28 protein-coding genes and 2 pseudogenes are annotated in these 25,091 nt (G+C 65.8%); 18 read left to right on the top strand and 12 right to left on the bottom strand.

Annotated features, from left to right (window positions below; all coding sequences use genetic code 11):
• Positions 1-4 precede the first annotated feature (4 nt).
• Together NG696_RS01625 and NG696_RS01620 are read right to left on the bottom strand one after the other, a co-directional pair.
• The gene (locus NG696_RS01625) at positions 5-3,757 is read right to left on the bottom strand and encodes a TM0106 family RecB-like putative nuclease (RefSeq protein ID WP_374208640.1); all 3,753 of its coding nucleotides are present in this window, start codon (positions 3,755-3,757) and stop codon (positions 5-7) included.
• Between the two features lie 90 nt (positions 3,758-3,847).
• On the bottom strand, positions 3,848-5,044 hold the full coding sequence (locus NG696_RS01620; protein WP_252563822.1) for a TerC family protein: 1,197 nt from the start codon (positions 5,042-5,044) through the stop codon (positions 3,848-3,850).
• A gap of 138 nt (positions 5,045-5,182) precedes the next feature.
• Between NG696_RS01620 and NG696_RS01615 the strand changes: the two genes are divergently transcribed.
• Positions 5,183-7,483 (top strand): FdhF/YdeP family oxidoreductase, encoded by a 2,301-nt coding sequence (locus tag NG696_RS01615; protein ID WP_252573665.1) that lies wholly within the window; start codon positions 5,183-5,185, stop codon positions 7,481-7,483.
• A gap of 34 nt (positions 7,484-7,517) precedes the next feature.
• Here NG696_RS01615 and NG696_RS01610 read toward each other — a convergent pair whose 3' ends face one another.
• Positions 7,518-7,847, bottom strand: coding sequence for a DUF6457 domain-containing protein (locus tag NG696_RS01610; protein ID WP_252563816.1), 330 nt, complete (start codon positions 7,845-7,847; stop codon positions 7,518-7,520).
• A gap of 212 nt (positions 7,848-8,059) precedes the next feature.
• Here NG696_RS01610 and NG696_RS01605 point away from each other — a divergent pair, with 212 nt between their 5' ends.
• Positions 8,060-9,250 carry a serine hydrolase domain-containing protein gene (locus NG696_RS01605; RefSeq protein WP_252573663.1) on the top strand — a complete coding sequence of 397 codons (1,191 nt, stop codon included), beginning with the start codon at positions 8,060-8,062 and terminating at the stop codon, positions 9,248-9,250.
• A gap of 225 nt (positions 9,251-9,475) precedes the next feature.
• Here the strand turns inward: NG696_RS01605 and NG696_RS01600 are convergent, their stop codons facing one another.
• On the bottom strand, positions 9,476-9,613 hold the full coding sequence (locus NG696_RS01600) for a hypothetical protein (protein WP_252573661.1): 138 nt from the start codon (positions 9,611-9,613) through the stop codon (positions 9,476-9,478).
• A 50-nt stretch (positions 9,614-9,663) separates the two neighbouring features.
• Here NG696_RS01600 and NG696_RS01595 point away from each other — a divergent pair, with 50 nt between their 5' ends.
• Together NG696_RS01595 and NG696_RS01590 are read left to right on the top strand one after the other, a co-directional pair.
• Positions 9,664-9,888 carry a hypothetical protein gene (locus tag NG696_RS01595; protein ID WP_252573659.1) on the top strand — a complete coding sequence of 75 codons (225 nt, stop codon included), beginning with the start codon at positions 9,664-9,666 and terminating at the stop codon, positions 9,886-9,888.
• Between the two features lie 47 nt (positions 9,889-9,935).
• Positions 9,936-10,151 (top strand): hypothetical protein, encoded by a 216-nt coding sequence (locus NG696_RS01590; protein WP_252563787.1) that lies wholly within the window; start codon positions 9,936-9,938, stop codon positions 10,149-10,151.
• Between the two features lie 78 nt (positions 10,152-10,229).
• On the opposite strand, the gene NG696_RS01585 is transcribed toward NG696_RS01590, so the two are convergent.
• Complete coding sequence (locus NG696_RS01585; protein WP_252573657.1) at positions 10,230-11,414, bottom strand: metallophosphoesterase family protein; 1,185 nt, start codon at positions 11,412-11,414, stop codon at positions 10,230-10,232.
• Between the two features lie 144 nt (positions 11,415-11,558).
• Between NG696_RS01585 and NG696_RS01580 the strand changes: the two genes are divergently transcribed.
• Positions 11,559-12,026, top strand: a complete 468-nt coding sequence (locus NG696_RS01580; protein WP_252563782.1) for an SRPBCC family protein — start codon at positions 11,559-11,561, stop codon at positions 12,024-12,026.
• Positions 12,027-12,059: 33 nt separating this feature from the next.
• On the opposite strand, the gene NG696_RS01575 is transcribed toward NG696_RS01580, so the two are convergent.
• The gene (locus NG696_RS01575) at positions 12,060-12,557 is read right to left on the bottom strand and encodes a DinB family protein (RefSeq protein WP_252573655.1); all 498 of its coding nucleotides are present in this window, start codon (positions 12,555-12,557) and stop codon (positions 12,060-12,062) included.
• A gap of 112 nt (positions 12,558-12,669) precedes the next feature.
• Here NG696_RS01575 and NG696_RS01570 point away from each other — a divergent pair, with 112 nt between their 5' ends.
• Entirely contained in the window at positions 12,670-12,993 is a 324-nt protein-coding gene (locus tag NG696_RS01570) for a hypothetical protein (protein ID WP_252573653.1), read from the top strand.
• Between the two features lie 57 nt (positions 12,994-13,050).
• Here NG696_RS01570 and NG696_RS01565 read toward each other — a convergent pair whose 3' ends face one another.
• Entirely contained in the window at positions 13,051-13,368 is a 318-nt protein-coding gene (locus tag NG696_RS01565; RefSeq protein ID WP_252563776.1) for a hypothetical protein, read from the bottom strand.
• 178 nt (positions 13,369-13,546) lie between these two features.
• Positions 13,547-14,704: a glutamate--cysteine ligase gene (locus NG696_RS01560; RefSeq protein WP_252573651.1), complete on the bottom strand. Its 1,158-nt coding sequence runs from the start codon at positions 14,702-14,704 to the stop codon at positions 13,547-13,549.
• A gap of 339 nt (positions 14,705-15,043) precedes the next feature.
• Here NG696_RS01560 and NG696_RS01555 point away from each other — a divergent pair, with 339 nt between their 5' ends.
• The 7 genes from NG696_RS01555 to NG696_RS01525 all read left to right on the top strand — a co-directional run bounded on the left by NG696_RS01555 (position 15,044) and on the right by NG696_RS01525 (position 19,035).
• Positions 15,044-15,424 (top strand): VOC family protein, encoded by a 381-nt coding sequence (locus NG696_RS01555; protein WP_252573650.1) that lies wholly within the window; start codon positions 15,044-15,046, stop codon positions 15,422-15,424.
• Positions 15,425-15,539: 115 nt separating this feature from the next.
• A complete protein-coding gene (locus tag NG696_RS01550) occupies positions 15,540-15,884 on the top strand; it encodes an iron chaperone (RefSeq protein ID WP_252563770.1) in 345 nt (114 codons plus the stop codon).
• A gap of 150 nt (positions 15,885-16,034) precedes the next feature.
• The gene (locus tag NG696_RS01545; RefSeq protein ID WP_252573648.1) at positions 16,035-16,379 is read left to right on the top strand and encodes a hypothetical protein; all 345 of its coding nucleotides are present in this window, start codon (positions 16,035-16,037) and stop codon (positions 16,377-16,379) included.
• Between the two features lie 13 nt (positions 16,380-16,392).
• The gene (locus tag NG696_RS01540) at positions 16,393-16,926 is read left to right on the top strand and encodes a GNAT family N-acetyltransferase (protein WP_252573647.1); all 534 of its coding nucleotides are present in this window, start codon (positions 16,393-16,395) and stop codon (positions 16,924-16,926) included.
• Positions 16,901-17,635, top strand: a complete 735-nt coding sequence (locus NG696_RS01535; RefSeq protein WP_252573646.1) for a hypothetical protein — start codon at positions 16,901-16,903, stop codon at positions 17,633-17,635. The genes NG696_RS01540 and NG696_RS01535 overlap by 26 nt, the downstream gene beginning before the upstream one ends.
• 62 nt (positions 17,636-17,697) lie before the next feature.
• Positions 17,698-18,033 carry a cupin domain-containing protein gene (locus tag NG696_RS01530; RefSeq protein WP_056346835.1) on the top strand — a complete coding sequence of 112 codons (336 nt, stop codon included), beginning with the start codon at positions 17,698-17,700 and terminating at the stop codon, positions 18,031-18,033.
• 45 nt (positions 18,034-18,078) lie between these two features.
• Complete coding sequence (locus tag NG696_RS01525) at positions 18,079-19,035, top strand: 2-hydroxyacid dehydrogenase (protein ID WP_252573645.1); 957 nt, start codon at positions 18,079-18,081, stop codon at positions 19,033-19,035.
• Between the two features lie 111 nt (positions 19,036-19,146).
• On the opposite strand, the gene NG696_RS01520 is transcribed toward NG696_RS01525, so the two are convergent.
• Positions 19,147-19,467 carry a hypothetical protein gene (locus tag NG696_RS01520; RefSeq protein ID WP_252573644.1) on the bottom strand — a complete coding sequence of 107 codons (321 nt, stop codon included), beginning with the start codon at positions 19,465-19,467 and terminating at the stop codon, positions 19,147-19,149.
• Between the two features lie 249 nt (positions 19,468-19,716).
• Between NG696_RS01520 and fdhA the strand changes: the two genes are divergently transcribed.
• Positions 19,717-20,928 carry a formaldehyde dehydrogenase, glutathione-independent gene (gene fdhA / locus NG696_RS01515; RefSeq protein ID WP_252563756.1) on the top strand — a complete coding sequence of 404 codons (1,212 nt, stop codon included), beginning with the start codon at positions 19,717-19,719 and terminating at the stop codon, positions 20,926-20,928.
• A gap of 64 nt (positions 20,929-20,992) precedes the next feature.
• Here fdhA and NG696_RS01510 read toward each other — a convergent pair whose 3' ends face one another.
• Positions 20,993-21,793, bottom strand: coding sequence for an alpha/beta fold hydrolase (locus NG696_RS01510; protein WP_252573643.1), 801 nt, complete (start codon positions 21,791-21,793; stop codon positions 20,993-20,995).
• Between the two features lie 130 nt (positions 21,794-21,923).
• Here NG696_RS01510 and NG696_RS21045 point away from each other — a divergent pair.
• From NG696_RS21045 to NG696_RS01500, 3 genes and pseudogenes are all read left to right on the top strand, one after another.
• Positions 21,924-22,061, top strand: a pseudogene (locus NG696_RS21045) (LacI family DNA-binding transcriptional regulator); the annotation flags it as partial.
• Between the two features lie 51 nt (positions 22,062-22,112).
• Positions 22,113-23,000, top strand: coding sequence for a LacI family DNA-binding transcriptional regulator (locus NG696_RS01505; RefSeq protein WP_252573642.1), 888 nt, complete (start codon positions 22,113-22,115; stop codon positions 22,998-23,000).
• Positions 23,001-23,011: 11 nt separating this feature from the next.
• Positions 23,012-24,007 carry an aldo/keto reductase family protein gene (locus tag NG696_RS01500; protein WP_252573641.1) on the top strand — a complete coding sequence of 332 codons (996 nt, stop codon included), beginning with the start codon at positions 23,012-23,014 and terminating at the stop codon, positions 24,005-24,007.
• Between the two features lie 89 nt (positions 24,008-24,096).
• Here NG696_RS01500 and NG696_RS01495 read toward each other — a convergent pair.
• Positions 24,097-24,264, bottom strand: a pseudogene (locus NG696_RS01495) (dihydrofolate reductase family protein); the annotation flags it as partial.
• A 4-nt stretch (positions 24,265-24,268) separates the two neighbouring features.
• On the opposite strand from NG696_RS01495, the gene NG696_RS01490 reads away from it, so the two are divergent.
• Positions 24,269-24,775: a GNAT family N-acetyltransferase gene (locus tag NG696_RS01490; RefSeq protein ID WP_252573640.1), complete on the top strand. Its 507-nt coding sequence runs from the start codon at positions 24,269-24,271 to the stop codon at positions 24,773-24,775.
• Positions 24,776-24,806: 31 nt separating this feature from the next.
• Here NG696_RS01490 and NG696_RS01485 read toward each other — a convergent pair whose 3' ends face one another.
• Positions 24,807-25,010, bottom strand: a complete 204-nt coding sequence (locus tag NG696_RS01485; RefSeq protein WP_374211166.1) for a GNAT family N-acetyltransferase — start codon at positions 25,008-25,010, stop codon at positions 24,807-24,809.
• Positions 25,011-25,091: the final 81 nt, after the last annotated feature.

Raw genomic sequence — 25,091 nt, 5'->3', positions numbered from 1 at the left:
GAACTTACCTTGAGTCAGCGGTGAGAACACGGTTTCTCAGGGTGTTGCGCGGGCCATGGATGCCAGTGCTGAGGCCGATGAAGGCGCCAAGTTCCTCGAGCACCGCCGGTTTGGCCGGCATGTAATTCGTGAGCTCGGGGGAGCGGATGATCACGGCTCGCCACTGGCCCCGTGACACAGCCACGTTGATCCGGTTCCGGTTCAGCAGGAATTCGGCCCCGCGGGGAGCTTCGGCAACCGCAGAACAGGCCATGGACACCAGGACAACCGGCGCCTCCTGGCCCTGGAACTTGTCCACCGTGCCCACCCGGACACCCGGCAGGCCGGCGTCGTGCAGGGCCTGCCGGATCAGCTGGACCTGCGCGTTGTAGGCGGCCACCACCAGGATGTCTTCCGGGTTCAGCGGCCTGGCCGGCTTGTCGTCGCCGGGAAGCCATTTCAGCCCGATGTGCCGCTGGGCCTGACGGACCACCTCGGTAGCTTCCTCTGCGGAGGACTTGGTGTTCCCGCTGTGGTCCACAAAGACTGTTTCCACCCCGGCCGGCAGTTCCGCGAGGCTGCGGAGGGATGCCGCAGGCGCAGCTTCCAGTTTTCCGTCGTAGCTGAGGACGGACACGGCCCGGCACAGGTCCGGGTGCATGCGCCAACTGTCCGCCAGGAAGTAGCCCAGTTCGCCGGGGAGGGTGGCGTGCCCGGCAGCGAGCCAGCCCAGGGCCGACTCGTCCACGGGCTCCGGGTGCGAGCCCTGCGTGACCTGCGGCAGCTGCTGCGGGTCACCGAGGAGCAGGAGCCGCTTGGCGGCGCGGGCCACGGCCAGGGTGTTGGCCAGAGAGAACTGGCCGGCTTCGTCAATGACCAACAGGTCCAAGGATCCGGCGGGGACGGACCTGCCCGTCATGGTCCAGGCGGTGCCGCCCACCAGGCAGCCGCCGGGGGAGACGAGCAGCGCGGCGACGTCGTCGTCGGACGTGCGGTGCCACAGCACGGGATGCGGGGCCGCCAGCTTCTTCGCCACCCGCGCCGGATCCACACCGGCGGTTTCGATCGCGGTGCACAGCATGTTCTCCACCACCGCGTGGGACTGCCCCACCACCCCGATCTTCCAGCCCTGCTTCACCAGCCGGGCAATGACATGCGAGCCGACGTAGGTCTTGCCCGTCCCGGGAGGGCCCTGCACGGCAAGGTACGAATGATCGAGATCCAGCAGCGTGGCGGTGATCGCCGTGACGTAGTCCGCCGCACCGGCGACGTCCTTGCCGACGGCGGCGGGACCCGGCATCGAATGGAAGCGCGGCGGCACCTTGCGCAGGATGTCGACGCCGGGGTGTTCCGGAAGGACGGGGACCGAGGCGCCGACACTCTGGGCCAGCTCGGCCAGGGCGGCTTCGATGCTGGCGGTGCGGATCGGCTGGTCCTCGGTGAGCGCCACCGGAATATGCGGATAGGCGGGGACCTTCCCTGTTTCCCGCTCCTCGATGGTGATCATGGTCTGGCCGGCAACCCGCGGGTGGTCCTCCACAGCGGTCACCAGCGTGCCAAAGGTGAACCCGCGGCCCGTGGTGGCTCCCAGCGGATCGTCCAGGCCGTCAGGGACCGGGGAATCGTAGAGCCGGCACCAGGTGCTCCCGGGTTTGAACTCCGACCCTTCGCTCATAACTCCGGTCAGCCTCAGCGTGCGGGTGCGCATCCGGGCCGTGGGCTTTGCGAGCTCCCAGTCCGTCAGTATTTCCGCGGTATCCACCACAAACACGTTGCGGTGCTCGGACCAGTGGTCGATCTCGGACTCGGTGCGGTCGAAGTGTTCCCACCAGAACTGCTTGCGCTCGCGGCGGTGGTATCCGGTGGCCGCGGCCACCATGGCTACGGCCCGTTCGTCGCTGGTCCACGGCCGGTTGTCGGGGAGGCCGGCCAGGTAATCCTGCAGGCGGCGCTCCTCCGGTGTTGGTTCGGGTTCCGGAATTGGTGGCGGGGCAGCAACGGCGGACGACGACGGCGCCGGCTGCCCGCCGTCGTCGGCTGTTCCGTGCCTGTCCGCCGCGCGTGAGGCAGACGTCCCGCGCAGACCCAGCAGCCAGTCACGGAGGCGGAGGGTGGAGAGGCAGTCGTACTCGTTGTAGTCGGAGATGGAGGCCAGGATGTGGGCGGCCGCGGCGTCGTCGCCGTCGTCCCGGGCGGCGCAGTAACCGGCATACGCCACCACGGACGCTCCGGCGTCCTTCACGTCCCCGGAGCGGAGGTTGCTGCCCATGTACAGGGGCTCAAGCTTCTTGATGGAGTAGGAGGGCTCGGAGATCCGCAGCGAATGCCGGGCGGTGGCGTAGAGGTCCACGAGGAGGCCGTCGCGGAGCCAGTTGTCCACGATGTCCTCGCCGGCGAGGTGCGTGACGGACAGGTTCCGCAGCGCCGATTTCTCGTAGGCGGCGTAGTGGTAGACGTGCATGTCCGGGAACCTGGCGCGGCGCTCTTCGACATAGGCGAGGAAGTCCAGGAAGGCCTGCCGCTCCTCGTTGCGCGAATGCGCCCAGAAGGGCCGGAATAAGGGCTTGTCGGCGGCGTGGACGTCAGCAGCGTCACCGTCAAACACAGGTGCCTCGATGACGCCGAACAGGTACTCCAGCCCCCACTTGCTGGTGGCGGGGTCCTGCCAGAGGGGATCGCCCTCGAAGTCGAAGAAGATGTCGCCGGGGCTGGGCCGGGGAATCTCTGCCAGGGCGTTCTCCGGCAGCACCTTGAACGTGACGGTGTGCTCCTCGCCGTCCTTGGCGAAGGTGCGGGAACCGTCCGGAACGTCCCGGCCCAGCTGCATCCTGGCCTGGTCGCCGAGCCGGGCCACCGAGCCGGTGGCCTTGCTGAGCGGGAGATCCGCCAGTGCGTCGATGGTGGTGATGTGATCGGCGATGAGTTTCTTCCGCCGGAGGGTGGTCATGCCGCCCACCATCAGGAGGTCGCGGTGGGACTGGACCTGCTCGGCGCAGTAGTTGCACCGCCCGCAGAACGCGACGCCGGGCTGTTGCCACTGCACCGCCGAACCGGCCTCCCGGTGGGCGGCGGTCAGGGCACGGAAGCGGTCGCGGCGCTCGCGGAAGACCGGCAGCAGGTCCGGCAGGGAGTGGTGGCTGCGGACGTAATCGCCGTCCACCACGGCGCCCAGCACCAGCGTGACCCGGGGCGACGGGTCCAGGCCCATGCCGATGAGCTGGTCGCCGTAGGCGGCGAGTTGGAGGAGCGCGCCCACCTTGGCGTGCCGTGCCAGCTTGGTGTCCCACACCTCGTAGCGTCCAGGATTGCCGGTGCCGGCAGCCTCGTTGACGATGAAGTCGGCGTAGCCCAGGAATTCGCCGTCGAAGAAAGTTGCCTGGAAGACGACATCGGCCCCGGCGCGGAGCGCGAGTTCCGTTTCAGCGTGCTTGGCCAGCAGCTCGCCGCGCGTGTTCTCCCCGCGCTCGATCGAGTACACCCCGGCCCCGCGGCTGGCGTCCCAAGCGCCGTACTGGGCGATCAGGCCGGCCAGGACCTTGGCCTCGTGCTTGTCACCGAGCGCCCCGGCACGGCGCTGCATTTCGTCGTCGGGAAACTGCGCCTTGGGGGACCGGCCCAGTTTCTCGTCCAGGATGCGGAGCGTGCGGTACTCACATTCGCTGGCGGCCACCAGATCGCTGGCGGAAAACACTAAGTCCTGCGGCGCGCTGGGGCGGGGATCAGCGAGGCGCGGATCAACAGTACCGGGATCAGCGCTGGCTGGATCGAGCAGAAACACGGGGCCTCCCCATTGACGTGCCTGGCCGGAGGGCAGTTCCCCTGGCGCTGGTTTGAATCTAGCAAGAGGGGCTGACAATAAGGCCCCCGGCTACTCCTGTGCTGCCCGCACCTGCGCGTCGTCGTGCTCGGTGTGGGCTTTGCGGAGGAGGTCCATGAATTCGGTTTCGTTGCGGATAAGCCGTTTGTACTTCTCCGGCAGGCTGCGGATCTGGTCTTCCTCCCGGACCATCCGGGCGAAGAGCTTGTCCCGCTCCGCCATGTCCGTTTCGTAGTTGAGGTCCAGGTATTCGGTGGCGTGCCGTTTGGCGCCGGAAACCGCGTTCTTGGCCTTGCCCTTGGGGCTGAAGATCGAGGCCAGGACGGTGACCGCCAGGACGCCCAGGATCACGGTCAGGGACACGCCGGTGCTGACTTCGATGACGTTGACGTGCTCGCCGTCGTTGATGAACGGCAGGTTGTTCTCGTGCAGGGCATGCAGGATGAGCTTGACGCCGATGAAGCCGAGGATGGCGGCGAGACCGTAGGCAAGGAAGATCAGCCGGTCCAGCAGTCCGTCGATCAGGAAGAAGAGCTGACGCAGGCCCATGAGCGAGAACGCGGTGGCTGTGAAGACGATGAAGACGTTCTGCGTGAGGCCGAAGATGGCGGGGATGGAGTCCAGTGCAAACAGGATGTCGGTGCCGCCAATGGCAACCATCACCAGGAGCATCGGGGTGAGGACGCGCTTGCCGTTCTCATGGGTGAAGAGTTTGTCGCCATCGTAATGGGCCGACGCCGGGAGGTACTTTTTGGCGAGCCTGACCACCAAACCTTCGGAGTCGTCGTCGTGATTGTCCGGCTTAAGCAGGTTCCCAGCGGTGATCAGCAGGATCAGGCCAAAGATGTAGAACACCCACGCGAAGGTGTTGATCAAAGCGGCGCCAAGGAAAATGAACGCCGTCCGGGCGATCAGCGAAAACACGATGCCGAAGAGCAGCACTTTCTGCTGGTCCGCACGGGGGACCTTGAAGCTGGCCATGATGATCAGGAACACAAAGAGGTTGTCCACGGACAGGGCCTTCTCCGTGATGTACCCGGCGAAGTACTCAGTGCCCATGGTGGTGCCGCCGAACAACAGCACCCCCAGGCCAAAGAGGAGGGCGATCCCCACATAGATGGAGGACCAGATGGCCGATTCCTTGAGCGTGGGGGTGTGGGCCTTACGGACATGGAAGAAGAAATCGAAAGCCAGCAGGCCCACGATTCCCGCGATGGTCAGGGTCCAGACAAAGGGAGGGACGTCCATCAGTCCACCCTACCTAGGCGTTTGCCGTTAGTCCTGCTTGACTTGGATGACCCCCTCAGTAAGGGTGGACTGGGACCGTCACACCGCGCTGAAAACCAGTGCGCTGCCGGTGTGAGCTTGAACCAAGGAGAGTGCAACGTGGCACGCAAGAACCCGCACGTGGAAGAGGTCAACGAGGCTGACATCGAGGTCAGCGGCCACCCCAAGACGTGGGCCGCCGGCGTCCCGGGTGTCTACCACTCGTTGGAGCCGGCCGTGCAGCACATGGGTGTGGTCAGGACCGGGAAAACCCTGCTGGCGCTGAACCAGAAGGACGGTTTCGACTGCATGAGCTGCGCGTGGCCGGACCCCGGGCACCGCAAGACGTTCGAGTTCTGCGAAAACGGCGCCAAGGCTGTCACCTGGGAGGCCACCCCGGTGGTGATCGGCTCCGAATTCTGGGCCGAGAACCCGGTCGGCGACCTGCGGCAGCGGTCCGAGTACTGGCTGGGGATGCAGGGGCGACTCACCGAGCCTGTCCACAAGCCAGCGGGGCAGGACCACTACCGGCCGGTCAGCTGGGAGCAGGCTTTCACCATCGTCGCCGACAAGCTCAAAGGGCTGCCGAGCCCTGACCAGACCGCGTTCTACACCAGCGGCCGGACCTCCAACGAGGCCGCGTTCCTCTATCAGCTGTTTGTCCGGGCCTATGGGACCAACAACCTGCCGGACTGCTCCAACATGTGCCACGAGTCCTCTGGCTGGGCCATGGGCCAGACCATCGGCATTGGCAAGGCCACCATCTCCTACGATGACTTCGCCAAGGCGGACCTGATCATCGTGATGGGCCAGAACCCGGGCACCAACCACCCGCGGATGCTGACCGCCCTGGAGGAAGCCAAGGAGGCGGGAGCCAGCATTGTGGCCGTGAATCCGCTGCCGGAAGCGGGCCTGATGCGCTACAAGAACCCGCAGAAGGTCAACGGGATCCTTGGCCGCGGCACGGAGATCGCCGACCAGTTCCTGCAGGTCCGCATCGGCGGGGACATGGCCCTGCTTCAGGCCGTCTCCAAGCGGGTTCTCGACGCCGAAGCTGCGAATCCGGGCACGGTGCTTGACCACGCGTTCCTCGCCGAACACTGCCAAGGTCTGGAGGAGCTTCGCGAGCATCTGGCCCAGCTGGACGAGGCTGCCGTGCTGGCGGCCACCGGCCTGCGGACCGAGGAGATCGACGAGCTCGCGGACCGTTATCTCAGGGCGGAGAAGGTGATCATCACCTGGGCCATGGGCATCACCCAGCACAAGAAGGGTGTGGCCACCATCAAGGAGATCATCAACCTCCTGCTGCTCCGGGGCAATATCGGCAAGCCCGGCGCCGGTGCCTCTCCCATCCGCGGTCACAGCAACGTCCAGGGCGACCGCACCATGGGCATCTGGGAGCAGATGCCACCGGCATTCTTGGACGCCCTCGGCAAGGAATTCAGCTTTGAACCGCCGCGCGCACACGGCGTCGACGCCGTCGAAACCATCAGGCAAATGCGCGACGGCGGCATCAAGGTTTTCGTGGCCATGGGCGGTAACTTCGTGGGAGCCATTTCGGACACCCACGCGGCGTTCGCGGCAATGGAGAACACTGAGCTGTCAGTCCAGATTTCCACCAAGCTCAACCGCTCGCACACCGTCACCGGGGCAGAGGCCCTGATTCTGCCCACGATGGGCCGCACGGAGATTGACATGCAGGAATCCGGTCCGCAGTTTGTCTCCGTGGAGGACACGGTCTGCGCGGTTCATGCCTCACGCGGGACGGTGGAGCCGGTGGCCCCGGGCCTGCTGTCCGAAGTGGCCATCGTCAGCAGGCTGGCCGAAAAAGTGGTGGGTAACTCCGTGCAGGCGGACTGGGCCGGGTTCGAGAAGGACTACGACCTCATCCGGGACCACATCTCGCACGTGGTCAGCGGCTGCGAGGACTACAACCGGAAGATCCGGCAGGACGGCGGCTTTGTGCTGCCGAACGGGCCGCGGGATTCGCGGACGTTCACCACCCCGACGGGCAAGGCCATGCTCACGGTCAACGAGCTCGAACATGTGGAGCGGCCGGCCGGAACGCTGATCCTGCAGAGCATGCGCTCGCACGACCAGTTCAACACCACCATCTACGGCAACAACGACCGCTACCGGGGTATCAAGAAGGGCCGCGAAGTGGTGTTTGTTAGCCCCGGGGACCTCGCCGAACTGGGGCTCAGCGACGGTCAGCACGTGGATATCCGCGGCGTGTACAAGGACAACGTGGAGCGCGTGCTGCGGAACTTCCGGGTGGTCTCGTACCCGACGGCGGCCGGTTGCGCGGCAGCCTACTACCCTGAGGCCAACGTGCTGGTGCCGCTGGACAGCGTGGCCGAGGGCAGCCAGACGCCGGCGTCGAAGGCAGTGATCGTCCGGCTGGAGCCGGCAGCCGGTTAGACGGTTAGGAGCGAGACCCGGCGGCCGGGGCTCCCTACTGACCGGTGTCCGCCCAGCCCCCAGCCGCCGGGCCGCCGTCGTGCCCGTCCTCGCACAGCCGGAAGGCGACGTCGGCCGCTTGGGTGACTGCCGCCGTCGACTTTTCCTTGGATCCGGCGCTGCCGTTGCCGGCGGCGAGCCCTGCGGCGTAACCCACCAGGAAAGTGGTGACCGGTGCGGCCGCATGGATCACCGAGCCGGCAGACTTCCTGGCCAGATCAAGGAGGAGTTCCTGATCCACCTCCAGGTCCAGGATCTGCAGCGCCTGGGCCAGCCGGCGGGTCCACTGGTCCAGGACCTGGGCTTCGTTCTCGTCAACAGTCATGTTCGCTCCTAGGTTGCCGGTTCGCTGCTAGTGGGCGGCAGGGGGAGTCCTTGCCCATTGCCCACGACACTACAAGGCCTGGGCGGCTGAGTCACCGGGCTGCCGCAGCGTCCTTGACACTCCCCTTAGCCCTGAGGAACATCGAAGATGCCGGTGCAGCTGGCGGTCTCTTGGGTGTTCAGTTGCTGACCGGCCCCGTGAAGGGACGTGGGATGCAGGCAGCCGTTCATGGTTTCAGTTCCTTCGGCCTTGCGGCCGGCGTGGCAGCGGCCGTGCTGGTGGCCTCGCTCGCAGGCTGCACCAGCGCCCCGGATCCGCCAGATCAGCAGTCCCCGACCCTTCAATCCTCTCCGGCGACGGCGACGGCGACGGCCCCGAAGACGCGGGCCTTTGTTGCCGCGCTGGAAAGGTACAGCGCGGAAATGCGCGCGGCAGGAGCGACGGCCGTCATCATCCAGCTGAAGTCAAGGCTGGGCGAATGGTCCTCGGCCGAAGGCGTCCGCAGCCTCGAAAACCAGGAGCCCGTGCAGCTGACCGACCAGACCCATATCGGCGACATCACCATGACCATGGTGGCGGTGTCGGTCATGAAGCTGGTGGAGGAAGGGAAAGTCCAGTTGGATGACCCCATCCAGAAGTACCTGCCGGACTTCGAGAGCATCATCAAGCCGCCTGGACCCATCACCATCCGCAGCCTGCTCAGCCACCGGTCCGGGATGCCCCACTACTGGGATAGTCCCATCGACATAGGGAACAGGCGCTTTACCCATGAGGAGCGTCTGTCCTTCGTTGCGGCCATGTCGTGGACCGGCGGATCGGGCAGTCGTTACTACTACTCGAACACCAATTATTCAGCGCTCGCGCTCCTCGTCGAGAAGCTGCGGGGCAAGGACATCGGAGCGGTCATTCACGACGACAACGTGGTGCCGTTGGCGCTGCAGGACACCCTGATGACGGGGGAGGAGCCGGGCCCGCAGCGGATGGTCCACGGCTACACCAGGGAAAATGGCGAGCTGTTTGACAACACGCTGGCTCCGTTCCACGCAGGTTCCCCCGATACGGGGATGATTTCCACGGTCCCCGAACTCAACACCTATTTCGCCGCCCTGCAGAAAGGGACCCTGCTGACGCTCCAAAGCGTGCAGGAGATGCATCATCCAAAGTACGAAACATTCGGCCTTGGTCTCGTCAGACGGTATGACGAGTGCTCCAACAATGACTACTTCGGCCATGTCGGGGTGGTGCGGGGATACGCGGCGCTGGCGCTGATCAGCGCGGACGGGTCCCGTCAGGTGGCCATGGCGGTGTCCCGTGCACCCGCCCCTGACCTGATTGGTTTCGATGACGAGCGGTCGCTCGAGATGGCCGGCGTGGCGCTGGAAGCGCTCAACCTGGCCTGTTAGCCGGCGGAAAGCCGGCGACGAAATAAGACGGGGGTACCGAGGTTAGGCTGTACCGGAAGCCGAACCGAGGAGTTCCTGTGCACGATGTCACCATCCGCCACAACCCGGAGCGCCAGCGCTTCGAAGTGCTGACCGGCAGGCCACCGCGCCGGCGCACCTGGAATTCCTGAAGGCGGTCCTGGCTTCAGGCGCCGCCCAGGCGTAGCGGTCAGTTGCCGGCTGCGCTCAGCCGAGCCGGGCGTTGACCGCGGAAGCAGAGAATACTTGGTTCACCAACAGGGAAGACATCCCGCGGATTCCAGCGTCCTCGCCCAGGGCTGCAAGCCGGACGTCAAGGTGACGCGTGGCCCGGGAAAGCGACATGGGGTACAGCGTTTCGCGGATGCCGCCGATGCATGCTGGCCGCGGAGGGAATGGCAGCCTACGGGCTGACCGACCAGGCACGGACCGTGGCAGCGGGGATCCGGGAGGCTGCCGCGCACTTCGGCAACAGCCTGCCGGAACTGTTCGGCGGTTTCTCGCGGGCGGATTTCCCTGTGCCGGTTAGGTACCATCACGCAGGTTCGCCGCAGGCCTGGGCTGCGGCCGCGGGCCTGGCCGCTGTCCGCCTGACCAGTAGCTCCGAACGGGCGGACTAAGAAAAGCACACGGGTTGCAATGCCGCCGCCGGGCTTATCGTGGAGGTATGGACTCGCCAAAGGTGCAGCTGTACTTGGATATCACCGCTAAAGGCCTGTGCCTGCTGGGCGTCGCGCTGATGATCTTCGGCCAGGGTGGATGGTTCTACGTGGGCGTCGCCACCGTGGTCCTGGGCGTGCTGTTCATCGGCGCCACGCTGATGGCCACCCGCAACCTGCGGCACAGGGGATGGGACAGCAGGAACCGGCCAACAGCCGGATAGCCCGCCCCACCCCCTCGCCCGCCAGTCCCGCCGGAGCCACACGGAGCGGCAACCTAGTCTTGGCCGATGGTAGCGTCCCTAGACCTGGGCCGGATCCAGCGGCTGCGGAACGATCGGCTGGTCGTTGGCCGTTAGGTCTATGCCCATGTCCTTGGCGAAGACCAGCCGGGTGTCCTTGTAGATTCCGGGGTGGTTCTCATCCAGCTCAAAGACCCGGGCGCCGCGCAGGCGGTTCCGTTCAGCGCCGGGGAGCCCATAGGCGCCGAATCCGGTTCCGGGGGCGTAGCCGAGCTGCACCCCGTAGTAGTTGCCCACGTAGGTATTGACGTGATCGTGGCCCACAAAGTAGCCGAGCACATCCCCGCGCTCCAGGAAGGCGCTGAACAGGCCGGAGTTGATGGGGCCCGGGCACTCGTCCTCGTTCCGCTCGCCGACGATGTTGTGCTTCGTGAGGGCCCGGGTGTGATCGGCGTCCGTCCGCGAGTCGAGGCTGGCGAACCACATGTTGCGGTGCTCGTGGAGCGCAATGTGGCCCCACATCAGGGAGGGGACCTTCTTGCCGTACTTCTGCTCGGTGGCGATGGACAGGTTGCGGTACCAGGTGACCTGGTCCATGCGTACCCAGTCCCAGTCGGGGTAGCCTTCGAAGTCCTGTCCATTGATGGCGTCCGGGGCATATCGGCCGGTGTCGATGAGCCACAGGCCGAAGGCCGGCTCCTTGGACTTGGCCGACTGCACGAGCAGCATCGAGTTCGACGTCCCGGTGAGCCCCGGCGTGGAGTCGCCGTTCATGTTGAATTCGTAGGTCTGCAGGAACTGCAGCATTTTGGCCTCGGTCATGCCCGTCCGTGCCACGGAATCCTCGTCGTGGTTGCCGAACGTGACGGCCCACGGGATCTGCCGGCGCTCCATGGGCTGGACCACGTGGTTGAGTGCCTGCTTGACCTCCAGCTCAGAGTCGCAGCCGCCATTGATCACATCGCCGTTGATCACCACGAAGTCCGGCTTCTCCGCGTCCAGGGTCTTGTCCATGAGCTCGATCGTGCGGCGGTCCGTTTGCTCGTCGTCCTGGGTGTCGTTGAACTGGATCACTTTGAAGCCGCCGTCTGGGCGGAAGGCAAGTGCGGGCTTGGGTGCCTTCGCCCCCGGCGCCGCGTAGCTGCCGGTTGCTGCGGCCACTGTCAGTCCCAGCGCGCCAAGCGTCCCAGCGGCAGCCAGCGCTGCCCGTCGGCTGATGTTGGGCTGGTGGATTCCGGTGGTCATCGTTGCCTCTTTCGCTGATGCGGCCGTACTTCCGGCCGTCGATCCTGCGACTGTAGGCGAGCCAAGTTTCGGGTTCCGGAACACTTGGTGAACGCCGCGTGCAAGACCCGCTGAATCTCGGCTCCATCCGCCTATGATTGCGGCATGTCATCTTACGAAGTCACTCGCAGCGCCGTTATTCCCGCCCCCGCAGAAGACGTCTTTCCGCTGGTCAACGGCTTCCTTGAGTGGACCAAATGGTCGCCTTGGGAGAACGTGGACCCGAAATTGAACCGCTCGTATTCGGGCAACGACGCCGGTGTGGGGGCCAAGTATGCATGGAGTGGCAACCGCAAAGCAGGCAGCGGAACCATGGAAATTGTCGAGTCCGACTTTCCCCGGAGTATCAAGGTCCGGCTTGAGTTCACCAAGCCGTTCAAGGCTGTGAACCCCACCACTTTCACGTTTACCCCGGCCGACGGCGGAACCCAGGTCACGTGGCGGATGACCGGCGAGAACAAGGGGCTCGCGAAGATTTTTGCCATGATCGTGAACATGGACAAGATGGTCGGCGGCGACTTCGAGCGCGGGCTGGCTGCGCTCTCGGCCGCCGCGACGGCCAACAAGGCCTGACCCGGCGCTGCTGACGCCGGCGCTTGCCCGGCGTCAGCCGTTGAGGATCTGCTCGCGCAGAATATCGGCGTGCCCGCAATGCTGGGCGAACTCCCGCAGCACGTGCAGGTATACCCAGTGCAGCGGGAGCGGGCCGCGGCGGTTGCCGGGGAGCACGTCGTCGAACTCCAACAACGACGTCGCCTGGCGCGATGCCTCGCAAGCCTCCCGGTGCGCCCGCCGGACGCTGGCGATGGTGTCCTGGGCCGTGAGGATGAACGACTCGTCGGGTGTTGCCGGAATGCCGATCTCGGTGCGCCGCCGGCACGTGATGGCCTCGTCGAACCAGACCTTCTCCACGAACGCCGCGTGCTTCACCAGGCCCAGCAGTGTGGTGCGGGATGCCACCAGCGACCGGCGCGCCTGCTCCTCGGTGAGGCCGTTCAGGCAGGCGCTGAGCATGTTCCGGTGGTCATCGATGAAGGCCTCGAACTGGGCGCGCGCGGGCTGGCAGATGGCGTTCTCGGCGAACGCGGCTGAAGGAGCAGACATCCCCGAAGTATTGCAGGCAGGGGTCGCGGGGCTATGCTCGGCTCGCTGGGGAAGGCCCGGCGTCGGCCGCTCACCCGTGGTGATCGCCGCGCCGCGCGCCTATGGTGAAGTCATGTCTGATTCCTTTTCGTCCTTTGTGGACACCTTCAAAAACATTGGCGCCACGAAGGCTTATGGCCCGGCCGTCCAGGTGGGCGGGGAAGAGATCATCCCGGTCGCCCTGGTGTCGTTCGGGTTCGGGGGAGGCGGCGAAGCCGGTGACGGTGCCTCCGGCGGGGGTGGCGGCGGGATGGTGCTGCCGCTGGGGGTATACCGGACCGTCGGCGGCCGCGCGGCGTTCCGTCCCAACACCGTGGTCACCCTGATGTGCCTGGTCCCGGTGATCCTGGCTGCCGGCGCCGCTGCGGGCCGGGCCATCCGCGCCTCGCGGTCCTAGCCGTACTGCCCGGCCAGAGGCCCGCCTGGCCAGAAGCCCGCCTGGCCTGTGTGGCAACTAGCCGGAGACGCGGCGGTTGCGCGCCTGGCGTGCCAGCCGGATGAATCCATAGACAAAGACGGCCTCGATCAGGACCATCAGCCCGAGCAGCAGCCACTGCCCCTGGGCCATGAAGACCACTGCGCCGGTCAGGACCAGGGTGGTGCCGAGCGCCAGCGCGTACACGGCGAAGCCGAGGGCCACTTTGGCGCTGCGCACACCCGTCCGGAAGCCAAAGCCCACCGGTTCGCCGCCGGGATAGCCGGCCACACGGTCCGGGACTGCGGGCTTGAGCCTGTCGAATTCCGCCCAGGGATCCGGGTCCTGATTGCTCATGCTTCCATTATCCCGCGGTTCCCGGCCCACTTGCGGCCGACGGATTCTGCTCAATCGTTCGACGGCGGCATGCGGGCCGCCCCGGAAATCCAGCCCTCCCGGCAGGGTGGAAGTTGATGATTGAGCAGAATCCGACGCGAGACCAAAGCGCGCGGGTTTGCTCTATCAGGTTTGGTGGCTAAACCACTGGGTTGGGGACCAAAAGTGATAGGTCATCCGAGGTGCTCGGCTCGTAGAAAGCCGGCTCCTGGTGGGTAATGACGACGGCGTCGCTCACCACGTCAGCCAGCCTGCCGTGGCGCGCGTAGGCCTGGCGCTGCAGCCTGGCACCGGTTCCGTTGCTGAAGATCCGGTGCAGGGATGCCTCGACGTAGGTAGCGTCGCCCGCTTCGACCAGGGCGTCGCGGACATGGTTATGGAGCGCGGCGATGACATTGCGCGCGGATTCCGGCTTGTGGGTCAGCGGGTGGAGCAGCTCGCCCTGGATTCCCCACCGGCTGGCCAGCCAGGCCCCCTGGCGCAGGATGATGGCCGGAACCATGTCCGGGTCCTGGCCGGATTTCCATTCCCGGGCAGCGGTCTCCACCAGGCCCCGCACTAGGGCGGCGATCAGGACGGTGTCGCGGGGATCGAGGCAAACGTCGGATACCCGGATCTCCACGGTGGGGTGGCGGGCGGAGAGGCGGGCATCGAAATCAGGGTTGTTGACTACGCCAGTGCCGGCCAGGTCCGCCACCCGCTGGTGGTAGGCCTGCGCCGAGCCGAAGATTTCCGTCGGCCCGGCAGAGGACCACCGGTTCCAGGCCTGTGTGCGGAAGCTCGCATAGCCGCTGTCAGCGCCGTCCCAGAACGGGGAATTGGAACTCAACGCCATCAGCGGCGGCAGCCAGGACCGGATCCGGTCCAGGATTGCGACGCCTTCCTCATCGGAGTCGACGGAGACATGGATGTGGCATCCGCAGGTCAGCTGCTCACGGGCTGTCAGGGCGAACTTTTCCAGCAGCGCGTCATAGCGGGGATTGCTGGTGGAATGGGGTGTCACCGCCAGAGGGGACGTGGCAAGCGCGGCGATCCTGGCGCCCGCTTTTCGGGCAAGCGAGTCTGCGTAGGCGCGGCCTGACAGGATTTCGGCGGAGAGTCCGCTCAGGGTGCTGTGCGGGTGGGTGATCACTTCGAGCTGTTCCTGGTGAAGCTCGACGGCGAGCACCGGGTGCGTGGAAAGGTCCGCCGGTTCGCCCGGGTCCTGGAGGCGCAGCAGGTCTGCTGCCAGAGGCAGGGGACTGCCGTTGGAGGGATCAACGATCAGGAATTCTTCTTCAACACCAAAAGTACGCACTAGCTAAGTGTGCGCCAACAAAAGCGGCCCCAGATCCACAGTTGTTCCCGGCATCCGTGGGGGCATCCGCGAAGGCACCGTGGGGGCCTCTTTGAGGGCCGCCTGGAGCGGTTGAAAATCCCCTATATCCTCGGGTGCCCTTTCAGTTCCATAATGGCCACATAGGCTTCGGGGACCCTCGCGCCGATGATGGCTGGCGCGGCGCAGGAGAGTCCCAGGTGGCCGCTCCGGCACTTGGCGCAACGGGCGGCCACGCGGCACCGGACGACGGGGTTCCGGATCCGCCACCGGGGGAGAGCATCGCCACCAACGCGAAAGCAAGGCACAAAGGAAATCATCATGCTCAAGGATCGAACCATCATGGCTGTTCTCGCGGCGAAGGACATCAACAGGGCGAAGGATTTCTATCGGGACAAGCTGGGCCTGGAACCGTCGGATTCCATGGAGGACGACAGCTTGTTTTACAGCGGCGGCAACGGAACGGGTTTCCTGATTTACCCGACAGAGAATGCCGGGACGGCCAAGAACACCCAGATGGGCTGGGAAACGGACAACCTCGAAGCTGAGATGGAGGAACTGCGGGGCCGCGGGGTCGTCTTTGAAGACTACGATTTCCCCGGCCTGAAGACGGAGAACGGCGTTGCTGATAACGACTGGGGGAAGTCCGCCTGGTTCCTGGACAGCGAAGGGAACATTCTCAACATCTCCCAGCGCAAGTAGCCACCCGCAGGCTGATTGGCGCACGAAGGGGCCGCACTTGCCGCGAAGGCAGGTGCGGCCTCTCGCGCGCCACACTCAGGAATAGCGCGCCACACCCAGGAATAGAATGGGCGCCATGGGCTCCGTTGACGATTCCTTGGCCGATCTCCCTGAGCCGGACGGCGGCTGCCTGCAACATGTGATCGACATTGCAAGGGCCGTTGTGCCGGAGGCCGAGCAGGGGATGAGCTATGGGATGCCGGCCCTGAAATTTGAGGGAAAGCCACTCGTGGGCGTCGTTCGGGCAGCCAAGCACCTCTCCGTCTTCCCGTTTTCCCCGGCGGTGATTGACGCCGTCGCCGGCCGGCTTGAAGGGCACTCCCTGTCCAAAGGGACCATCCGGTTCACGGCGGCGCATCCCCTCCCCAACGACGTGCTGGAGGACATCGTCCGGCTGCGCCGTGCCGAGATCCTCAAGTAGGCCCGGCGTCGGTCAGCCTGGCGCTGCACACGACGGCCGAAGCGGAGACGCTGCGCCAGTGGGGCGGGGACCCGGACCTGGGACCAAACCTCATCAACGGGCTGGCACCAACCAACCGGGGTCATAGTCGCGGACTACGAAGCGCACCGCATGGACTGGGATTCGGTGTCGGTCCAGACCACCGAGGCGCAGACGCAGCAGTTCGTCTCCCTGTACGAAGCGCTGCAGGACTTTGACGATTCCGCCGCAGTGCTCCGGGGGGACCTGCCCAAACTCGCGTTCGCCGACGCCGAGGACCAGATCGACTACAAGCCGGTTTGGCGCGGTGTCCGGGTGTCCACCGGGGAGCCCCTGGCGAGGCATCAAGCGGCCCTGACCGAGGCCGGGTGGGACGTCCGCGTCCTGCCGGGCCTAAATCATCCGGGTGCAATGGACAGTGCCGTGGCGCTGCCCATTCTGGCAGGCTGGCTGCAGAATGCGGGCTGGGTGAAGTAGCTAGGCTGGGGCCATGGACTTTCTCATCAGGCAGGCCACTCCCGAGGACGCTGAAGCCGTGGTGCACATGCACACCCTGGCCCACGAGGAGACCTATGGGGACCGGCTGTCAGCGGAGTTCTTCCGCACACGGAGGGCCAGCATTCCCGAACGGGTGGAACGCCGTCGACCATTCCTGGCCGGCAGCGACCCGCGGATCATTGCCGTGGACGCCAACCATGAAGTTGTGGGTCTCGCCGACTCGGGTCCCGCACGGGATGAGGACGGCCCGGAGGTGCTGGAACTGTATTCGCTGTACACACTCCGGCGGACGCACGGCAGCGGGCTGGGGGCCGCGTTGCTGAGCGCGGCCATAGGTGAGAGCCCGGCGTATCTCTGGGTGCTGGAGAACAATCTCCGGGCGTTCGCCTTCTACCGCAAACACGGCTTTCGCCCTGACGGCACCCGCGGCCAGCTGCCACCCGAGTGGGAAGAGCTGCCGGAATTACGGATGGTCCGTCCGGCGCGGGCGGGTCGTGATCATGCGGACAGGGTCATTGCCGGATAAGGGGTCACTACCGCGCTGGGCCAGGATCGTCGTCGCCGTTTATCTGGCAGTGACGGTGGCCGCTGTCGGAGCTTCGCTCGTTACCGGTTCCTTCGAAACGGGTCTGGATGCCGTGTTCCGGGAGCGGCTGTGGCTGGCCGTGGTGGTCCTGACGCTTCCCGTTTCGGCGGCGTATTTCGCCGTGGCCTTCCTCCTTGACACCTCGAGTCCGCCATCGCCGGGTGTGTTGAGTCCGACGACGGTTATCCACTACCTGGGATTCCTCGCCCTTGCGGTGGTCAACGCAGCGCTCTTCCGGTGGATGATCCTGAGCATCCGAAGGCCCGTTCCAGCCGCTGCCACGCCCACCGCCACGGCTGTGGCTGTGCCTGCCGCGGTGCCTCAGGTTCCGGTGGTGACAATTCACGGGGTCACCCGGAACGTCCGCAACCTCTGGTGGACCGTGCCCCTCGCTGTCCTGCTGAGCTTCCCGCAGTGGCTCGTAGCGGGTCTTGCCTGGTGCGGGATCAGCGGCTGCAGCGGTGGAGGCTTCGGGGTGTCCACCGGGACCGAATGGTTAGCGGTCACCATGAGCGTGGTGAACGGGTTGATTCTCGCGGTGGCTGTGTTCGCAGTGCGCTGGCTGTATCCCACGCGGAGGCGCGCCCTCATTGCCCTGGCGGCCGGAACGCTGTTCGGGCTTCTGGGGGCTGCCGTCACGCACGGGTAGCACCGCAGGACGGTGAGTGAACGGCCCTCGGCAACGCACGCAATCGTAGGTACGGTTGCGTCATGCAAAAGATATCGATTGAGGCTTTGGCCCGTCAGCAGATCGCTGCCGCTGTTGCGGCACCCAGCGGGCGGGCAGCCGATACAGCGTTCGGCGGGCATGAGAAGAAACTGCGCCAGACCGTCATGGCTTTCCGTGCCGGCACGCAGCTCAGCGAGCACCAGAACCCCGGCGAGGCAACGGTCTACGTGCTGAAGGGATCGGTCTGGCTGAGGGCTGGCGGGGAGTCATGGCAGGGCAAGGCAGGGGATCTCCTGATCGTGCCGGACGGGCTGCACAGTCTGGAAGCGGAAGAGGACTCGGCGGTGCTGTTCACGGTGGTCAAGACCGACCGGTAGCGCTGGGCTGGTTAACTGGCAGGTGAGTCGAAAGAAGGAGCACCCATGTCCGGTTTGCCCGCATCACCGAAACTACGGGTGAGTCTGCCCAGCCAGAACCTGGTGGACGCACTTGAGCCGTCCGTCGGCGTCGAACTCTTCCTGTGGGACCTGACCGGCCCGGCGCCGGCGGAGCAGTTCGACATTGTGGTGCCGCCCTATATGGGCGGCGTAGGGGCGCTGGCTGCGCTGGACTCAGTGGACGTCGGCCTGGTGCAGAGCCAGCTGATCGGGTACGACGGCGTCGAGGCGGTTCTGCCCGCGGGGTGCCTGTTCGCCAACGCGGCCGGAGTGCATGAGACGTCGACGGCGGAACTTGCGTTGGGCATGATCATCGCCAGCCAGCGGGGGATCCCGGACTTTGTGCGGAATTCGGCGACGGGGACCTGGGACCACCGCGAGCGCCCCAGCCTGGCCGACAGGCGAGTTTTGCTGGTGGGCTACGGGGGAGTGGGGAAGGCGGTTGAGGCCCGGCTGCTGCCGTTCGAGACCGAGGTGACGCGGCTGGCCAGCCGCGGCCGCGACGATGAGCGCGGCAGGATCCACGGGATTGATTCCCTGTATGAGCAACTGCCGCTGCACGACATTGTGGTGGTCAGCGTTCCCCTGAGCGAGCAGACCCGGCACCTGGTTGACACCCGCTTCCTGGCGGCGATGCCGGACGGCGCGCTCCTCGTGAACGTGGCCCGCGGGCCGGTGGCGGATACCGAGGCCCTGCTGTTGGAGACATCGTCCGGCAGGCTCCGGGCGGCCCTGGACGTGACGGACCCGGAACCGCTGCCGCGCGATCATCCTCTCTGGACCGCGCCTGGAGTACTGATCACCCCGCACGTGGGCGGGGCGAGCTCGGCCATGCTGCCGCGGGTAGCGCGGCTGATCCGGAAGCAGATCGGGTTGCTGCAGGCCGGGCAGGAACCGGTGAACGTGGTGCTGGGCGGGCTTGTCGGGCGTTCATCCGGTTGAGACTCAGGCAGGGACTTACGGGAACGTCAGCCCCGTTGAACCTGTAAGGGCGTTTCCGGGGGTGCCTGTTCCCCCCGGTGCGGGAAATCTCGCAGTACCTCCTGGTATCGCTCAGGTTCCTCGAGCCGCGGACGCGTACTCCCAGTGCCAGTGAAGCTGCAGTGTGGCGGAATTATGGGTGGCGGTCAGGACCAGCTCCGGCGGCAGGATCTGCGGAAGTTCCACGGAGGCATCGCTGGAGATGACATCGGTGTCCTGGGCCAGTTGCGGGAAGCTGGCTCCCAGGAAGGCGTCGCGGGCTTCCGCCGGGACCCGCAGTTCGGTTCGGTGCCTGATCAGGGGCCGGGGGGCTTCCGAAACAGGCCCCGCGCTCGGGGCGAGGTGGAAGCCCGGGGTGCCGTGGACGTGCCCGGACCGGTGGCGGAATCCCACCAGAACTCTCCGTGGCCGGGCTGGCCGATCGTGCCCAGTCAACCGTCCCCCTCATCAGGGGAGCAAGTAGGGGGTTCGGGCTATGGACCCTTCGGACCGGCATGCCTAGACTGGCCGGACCTCCAACTCCAGGAAAACATCCAGCTGCTCAAGCCATGGGCAGGCCCTGTATCTGGGGGATCCATCGCAACACTTCACAACTCACGGCAGCCCCACGACGGCGTGCCGTGCCGAGAGAGGAGAGCACTGATGACTGCAAACAAAGCCGTTGCTTATAAGGAACCGGGCAAGGTCGAACTGATCGACATCGATTACCCCACCTTTGAACTCAAGGACGGACCGGGCGTGAACCCGGCGAACGTGGGGCGCACAGTACCCCACGGGGTCATCCTGAAAACTGTGGCCACCAACATCTGCGGTTCTGACCAGCACATGGTCCGCGGGCGCACCACGGCCCCTTCCGACCTGGTGTTGGGGCATGAGATCACCGGCGAAGTGGTGGAGGTGGGGCCCGGCGTCGAGTTCATCAAAGTCGGGGACATCTGTTCTGTGCCCTTCAACATCGCCTGCGGTCGCTGCCGGAACTGCAAGGAACGCAAAACCGGGATCTGCCTGAACGTCAATCCGGACCGCCCCGGCAGCGCCTACGGATACGTGGACATGGGCGGCTGGGTGGGCGGCCAGGCCAACTACGTGCTGGTCCCGTACGCGGACTGGAACCTGCTGAAGTTCCCGGACAAGGACCAGGCCATGGCGAAGATCATGGACCTGGCCATGCTGTCGGATATCTTCCCCACGGGCTTCCACGGCGCGGTGTCGGCCGGGGTGGGCGTCGGCTCCACCGTGTATGTGGCCGGCGCCGGGCCTGTTGGCCTCGCAGCGGCCACCAGCGCTCATTTGCTGGGTGCCGCCGTCGTGATTGTGGGGGATCTGAACGAGGACAGGCTGAAGCAGGCGCGCAGCTTTGGGTGCGAAACGATTGACTTGAGCAAGGGCGGCCCCGCGGAGCAGATCGAGCAGATCCTGGGCGTCCCGGAAGTGGACTGCGGCGTGGACGCGGTGGGCTTCGAAGCGCGCGGCCACGGCCATGACGCCAAGGAGGCACCCGCCACGGTGCTGAACTCGCTGATGGAAATCACCGCGGCCGGCGGTGCGCTGGGCATTCCCGGGCTGTACGTTACCGGCGATCCGGGCGGTGTGGACGAAGCTGCCAAGAAGGGTGCGCTGAGCCTGAGCCTGGGCACCGGCTGGGCCAAGTCGCTCAGCTTCACCACCGGACAATGCCCGGTGATGAAGTACAACCGGCAGCTGATGATGGCCATCCTGCATGACAAGGTGAGCATCGCAAAGAACGTGAACGCGAAGGCGATCAGCCTGGAGGATGCGCCCAAGGGCTATGCCGAGTTCGACGCCGGCGCGGCCACCAAATACGTCCTCAACCCGAACGGATACCTCAACTAAGCCCCTCACCTGGCCAGCGGCCGCCGTCGGGAATCACGACGGCGGCCGCTGGCTTGGTGCCTGGCTAGCCCAGGGAGGCGAGGAACGCCGTCGTATCTTCTGCCACCCGATCCGGGCACTCCCACAGCACCATATGTCCCACATCGGGATAGATCTTCAGCACGGAGCCGGGGATCCGGGCTGCCAGGATTTCCTGGTCGCCGCGTGGCAGCAGGCCGTCCTGGCCGCCCCACAGGATCAGCGTGGGCGCCTGGATGGTTCCCGATTCCGTGGGTGGCGTGGCCTCGCACAGTCCGTTCAGGATGGCTGACCAGGCGCGGGCGGGCATCCTGAGACCGTCGCGCACACGGTCCTCGATGTACCAGGCGGGGACCTCGTGCAGCAGGGGAAACCAGGACAGGGAATCCCGTACCCAGTCCTCGTCGAGGGGGTCGGTCAGGCTGTCCACTTCGTCGGCGAAGGCGGTCTGCCCGTGGAGGCTCAGGGGAGCGCCCACCAGCACCAGCGCCGCGACCTTTTCGGGATGGGAAATGGCCAGTTGCTGGGCAACGTAGCCGCCGCTGGATGAGCCGACGACGACGGCCCGCGGCACGTTGAGGGCGTCCAGGATCGCTGCAGCGTCCTCGGCCTGTTCCGCCAGGGAGTAGCCGCCCTCCGGTTTGTCCGCTTCGCCTTGCCCGCGCAGGTCCGGCGCGTAGACCCGGAAACCGGTCAACAGGGGAATCAGGCGGTCAAAGCTCCCGCGGGATTCGCCCCACGCGTGCAGCAGAAGCACCAGTTTTGCGTCGCCGTCGCCGTCGCCTTGGACGAGGCACGGCACTGAGATGCCCGTGCGGAGCGTGAGATCGCGGACTTCGGAGTCCATAGATTCAGGCTACGCGGGGTGAGGTGGGCGTGGGGAGGGTCGAGCCGAGCGTCCCCGGCGTCGGCATTGGAGTCACTGACGCACTGAACGAATTGCAAGCGCTTGCGTCAATGTGGAATGCTTGTCTAGCATGGGTTGTATGGTAGCTAGCGTTGAATTAGTGGCGGAACGTGCTGGGGTCTCTGTATCAACAGTTTCCCGTGCATTGCGTTCCGTTCCTGGCGTTTCGGTGGCAACTCGCAAGCGCGTGCAGAAAGCGGCCGATGAGCTAGGCTATTCGGCATCCCCGGCTGCGTCGCGTCTTGCGACAGGCCGGACGATGACCGTGGGCATCGTGGTACCGGTGCTGGCCAAGTGGTTTTTCGGAAAGGTCATTGGCGAGGCCACACACAGGCTCCGGGAGGCCGGATTCGATGTGCTCCTCTACGAGCTCGCCACTGCCGGACAGCGTCAGAGGTTCTTCGGCACCCTGCATTTGCATGGCCGTACGGACGGGGTCATCATCATGGCCCTGCAGCCGAGCAGGGAGGAGTTGGAATCGCTCGCCTCCCAGGGGCAGGCGGTAGCTTTGCTTGGGGCTCAAGCGCAGGGTGCCGGATCGGTGTCTGTGGACAACGTCGGGGCCGGGCGGGCTGCTGTGAGGCACCTGTTGAACCTTGGCCATGAGCAGATAGCGTTCATCGGCATCCGTGATGAGGAGGGCAGCAATTTGGGCGGTGTCCCGCCCTTGGAGCGGCTGGTGGGATACCGGGAGGCTCTGGCCGAGGCCGGACTGACCCTGGACGACGCCCTTGAACAATTCGATGAGAACAGTGTCGTTGGGGGCGCGGCGGCCATGTCCCGGCTGCTTGTCGCTGAACGCGCTCCGACCGCGGCTTTTGTAGCCTCCGACGAGATGGCCTTCGGGGTCCTCAAGGTCCTCCGCCAGGCAGGCCTGGAAGTTCCCCGGGATTTCTCTGTGGTCGGATTCGACAACCACGAGCTCTGCGACGTCCTGGGCCTGACAACGATGGACCACGAGGTGGCCGAACAAGGACAGGACGTCGCCCGGATCCTCCTGGAGGTCATGCATGGAGGGCAAGCGGCCAACCTTGCCCGCCCGGCACGCCTGGTGGTACGGGAGACCACCGCGCCGCCCCGCGCCCTGCGCACAACACCTACCTCCCCGGATTCTCAGTATTCCGCCGGACACCCCGGCAAACTCTGAAAGGAAACTTTATGCAGTATCGCAAACTCGGCAACAGCGGCATGTACGTCAGCTCGATCGCGCTGGGCAACTGGGCCACCCACGGCGAAACCGTGGACCAGGATGTTGCCACGGCATGCGTGCGCAAGGCCCTGGACCTTGGCATCACCACTTTCGACACCGCCGACGCCTATGCAGGCACCAAGGCCGAAACCATGCTCGGCGAAGCACTCAAGGGTGTGCGCCGCGAGGGCATCGAGGTCATGACCAAGGCGTTCTTCCCGACCGGCACCGGGAAGAACGACCGTGGCCTGTCCCGCAAGCACGTAATGGAATCCATCAACGGTTCGCTGCGCCGCTTGCAGACGGACTACGTGGACGTCTATCAGGCGCACCGCTATGACTACGAGACCCCGCTCGAGGAGACGATGGGTGCCTTTGCGGATATCGTCCGTGCCGGGAAGGCCCACTACATCGGCGTCTCGGAATGGACCGTGGCGGAGATCCGCGCGGGCGCCGCGTTGGCGGCCGAACTGGGCATCCAGTTCGTCTCCAGCCAGCCGCAGTACAACATGCTGTGGCGCGTGATCGAACCTGAAGTGGTGCCGGTCTGCGAAGAGCTCGGGATCACCCAGGTGTGCTGGTCGCCGCTGGCCCAAGGCGTGCTGAGCGGCAAGTACGGTGCCTCCACCGTACCGGCCGGCAGCCGTTTCACCGCCGACGACGGCGGGCTGAAGACTGAGCACAAGTTCATGCAACCCGAGGTGCTGGAGCGCGTGGAGAAGCTCAAGCCGATTGCCGCGGATCTCGGTGTACCGCTGGCTACCCTGGCCGTGGCTTGGGTGTTGGCGAACCCCAACGTTTCCGCGGCGATTGTCGGTGCCAGCCGCCCTGAGCAGCTCGACGACACTGTCAAGGCCGCCGACCTGGCGCTGGGCCAGGAGACTCTGGACCGGATTGACGGCGTGCTGGGCGACGTCGTCGAGAGAGATCCAGCCAAGGTGGAGTCCTTCCTAACGCGCGTCTAGCGGCAGCCCGCATACGGGCACCGTTACGTCCGCTGAGTGTCGTCCGACGATTGAGCGTCAGCGTGTCAGCGTGTCAGCGTGTCAGCCTTTCAGCGGATCACCCGGTAGCGCACGTGGGTGACGAGGCTGGTACCGCTCACTTCCGTCGGCTCAAGCTTGAGGTTCGCGACGCCGTCGAGCAGTCGTTCGCCTGCTCCCAGGATCATGGGCGCAGTGTGGAGCCGCAGCTCATCGATCAGTCCTGCCGAGAGGTATTGCCCGGTGAGGGTTCGTTATGCGCGCGTCGACGACGCTGCCGAGATGGCGCGCGTGAATGTGCGGGCGTGGCGTGAGACGTACCGCGGGGTGATGGCGGACCGCGTCTTCGACGACCCCGGGTTGCCCGCCGCCCGGGAACGGTTCTGGACTGCCATGCTCAGCGATGAGCGCTACCGCGCGAACAACGTGGCGGTGGCCGAGCGCGGCGGCGAAGTGATCGGGATCGCGATGGCGGGGCCCCTGCGGAGCTCCGAGTCGCAGTGGAGCACGCACCTCTACGTGTTGTACGTCGTGGCGGCCGAGCATGGGACGAGTACCGGGGCCGCCCTCCTGGATACCGTCGTCGGACCTGACGATTCGGCAGCGCTCTGGGTGGCCGATCCGAATCCCCGGGCGAAGGCGTTCTATCGCAAGCACGGGTTCGTGGCGGACGGGACCGTGAACGTGGAGGACGGTGTGCGCGAGATCCGCATGGTGCGGATCTCCTCCGGGCGTGGCTCGCGCTCGTAATCGCGCAGGTGTGCAGGCTGCCGTCAACCGGTCAGACGGTGTTGATCCAGTAGCGTCGTTTGCCGTTGCGTGTGTCCTCGCAGACGCCGCCGTTCCTTTCGATAGTCGCCCGGGAGCCGGCGTTATTCTCATCGCAGGTGAGAAGAACCCGGGCGATCCCCAGTTTCCGAGCCATCGGCAGGGCGTCGGCCAAAGCGGCAGCGGCGTGTCCGCGGCGCCTAGGTGCGTGGGTCAGAAATGACAGGCCCTAATTCTTAAAACGCCGACAGAATAACCATGTCCTGGTAGGGGCGGCTGGGAGAATCGTGGGCATGGT

This window comes from Pseudarthrobacter cellobiosi (assembly GCF_023913755.1).
GTDB classification, from domain to species: Bacteria; Actinomycetota; Actinomycetes; order Actinomycetales; family Micrococcaceae; genus Arthrobacter; species Arthrobacter cellobiosi.
The sequence above is the reverse complement of the archived record's forward strand: the minus strand, read 5'-3'. Positions and strand labels throughout refer to the sequence as shown.

What these genes read in the sequence shown, in the direction of transcription:
- NG696_RS01545 (WP_252573648.1), top strand. Translation starts at nt 16,035, where the DNA reads ATGGACTGGGATTCGGTGTCGGTCCAGACCACCGAGGCGCAGACGCAG.
- NG696_RS01540 (WP_252573647.1), top strand. Translation starts at nt 16,393, where the DNA reads ATGGACTTTCTCATCAGGCAGGCCACTCCCGAGGACGCTGAAGCCGTG.
- NG696_RS01605 (WP_252573663.1), top strand. Translation starts at nt 8,060, where the DNA reads ATGCAGGCAGCCGTTCATGGTTTCAGTTCCTTCGGCCTTGCGGCCGGC.
- NG696_RS01500 (WP_252573641.1), top strand. Translation starts at nt 23,012, where the DNA reads ATGCAGTATCGCAAACTCGGCAACAGCGGCATGTACGTCAGCTCGATC.
- NG696_RS01590 (WP_252563787.1), top strand. Translation starts at nt 9,936, where the DNA reads ATGGACTCGCCAAAGGTGCAGCTGTACTTGGATATCACCGCTAAAGGC.
- NG696_RS01585 (WP_252573657.1), bottom strand. Translation starts at nt 11,414, where the DNA reads ATGACCACCGGAATCCACCAGCCCAACATCAGCCGACGGGCAGCGCTG.
- NG696_RS01530 (WP_056346835.1), top strand. Translation starts at nt 17,698, where the DNA reads ATGCAAAAGATATCGATTGAGGCTTTGGCCCGTCAGCAGATCGCTGCC.
- NG696_RS01570 (WP_252573653.1), top strand. Translation starts at nt 12,670, where the DNA reads ATGTCTGATTCCTTTTCGTCCTTTGTGGACACCTTCAAAAACATTGGC.
- NG696_RS01550 (WP_252563770.1), top strand. Translation starts at nt 15,540, where the DNA reads ATGGGCTCCGTTGACGATTCCTTGGCCGATCTCCCTGAGCCGGACGGC.
- fdhA (WP_252563756.1), top strand. Translation starts at nt 19,717, where the DNA reads ATGACTGCAAACAAAGCCGTTGCTTATAAGGAACCGGGCAAGGTCGAA.
- NG696_RS01620 (WP_252563822.1), bottom strand. Translation starts at nt 5,044, where the DNA reads ATGGACGTCCCTCCCTTTGTCTGGACCCTGACCATCGCGGGAATCGTG.
- NG696_RS01505 (WP_252573642.1), top strand. Translation starts at nt 22,113, where the DNA reads ATGACCGTGGGCATCGTGGTACCGGTGCTGGCCAAGTGGTTTTTCGGA.
- NG696_RS01595 (WP_252573659.1), top strand. Translation starts at nt 9,664, where the DNA reads ATGGCAGCCTACGGGCTGACCGACCAGGCACGGACCGTGGCAGCGGGG.
- NG696_RS01510 (WP_252573643.1), bottom strand. Translation starts at nt 21,793, where the DNA reads ATGGACTCCGAAGTCCGCGATCTCACGCTCCGCACGGGCATCTCAGTG.
- NG696_RS01535 (WP_252573646.1), top strand. Translation starts at nt 16,901, where the DNA reads ATGCGGACAGGGTCATTGCCGGATAAGGGGTCACTACCGCGCTGGGCC.
- NG696_RS01565 (WP_252563776.1), bottom strand. Translation starts at nt 13,368, where the DNA reads ATGAGCAATCAGGACCCGGATCCCTGGGCGGAATTCGACAGGCTCAAG.
- NG696_RS01555 (WP_252573650.1), top strand. Translation starts at nt 15,044, where the DNA reads ATGCTCAAGGATCGAACCATCATGGCTGTTCTCGCGGCGAAGGACATC.
- NG696_RS01600 (WP_252573661.1), bottom strand. Translation starts at nt 9,613, where the DNA reads ATGTCGCTTTCCCGGGCCACGCGTCACCTTGACGTCCGGCTTGCAGCC.
- NG696_RS01525 (WP_252573645.1), top strand. Translation starts at nt 18,079, where the DNA reads ATGTCCGGTTTGCCCGCATCACCGAAACTACGGGTGAGTCTGCCCAGC.
- NG696_RS01580 (WP_252563782.1), top strand. Translation starts at nt 11,559, where the DNA reads ATGTCATCTTACGAAGTCACTCGCAGCGCCGTTATTCCCGCCCCCGCA.
- NG696_RS01610 (WP_252563816.1), bottom strand. Translation starts at nt 7,847, where the DNA reads ATGACTGTTGACGAGAACGAAGCCCAGGTCCTGGACCAGTGGACCCGC.
- NG696_RS01575 (WP_252573655.1), bottom strand. Translation starts at nt 12,557, where the DNA reads ATGTCTGCTCCTTCAGCCGCGTTCGCCGAGAACGCCATCTGCCAGCCC.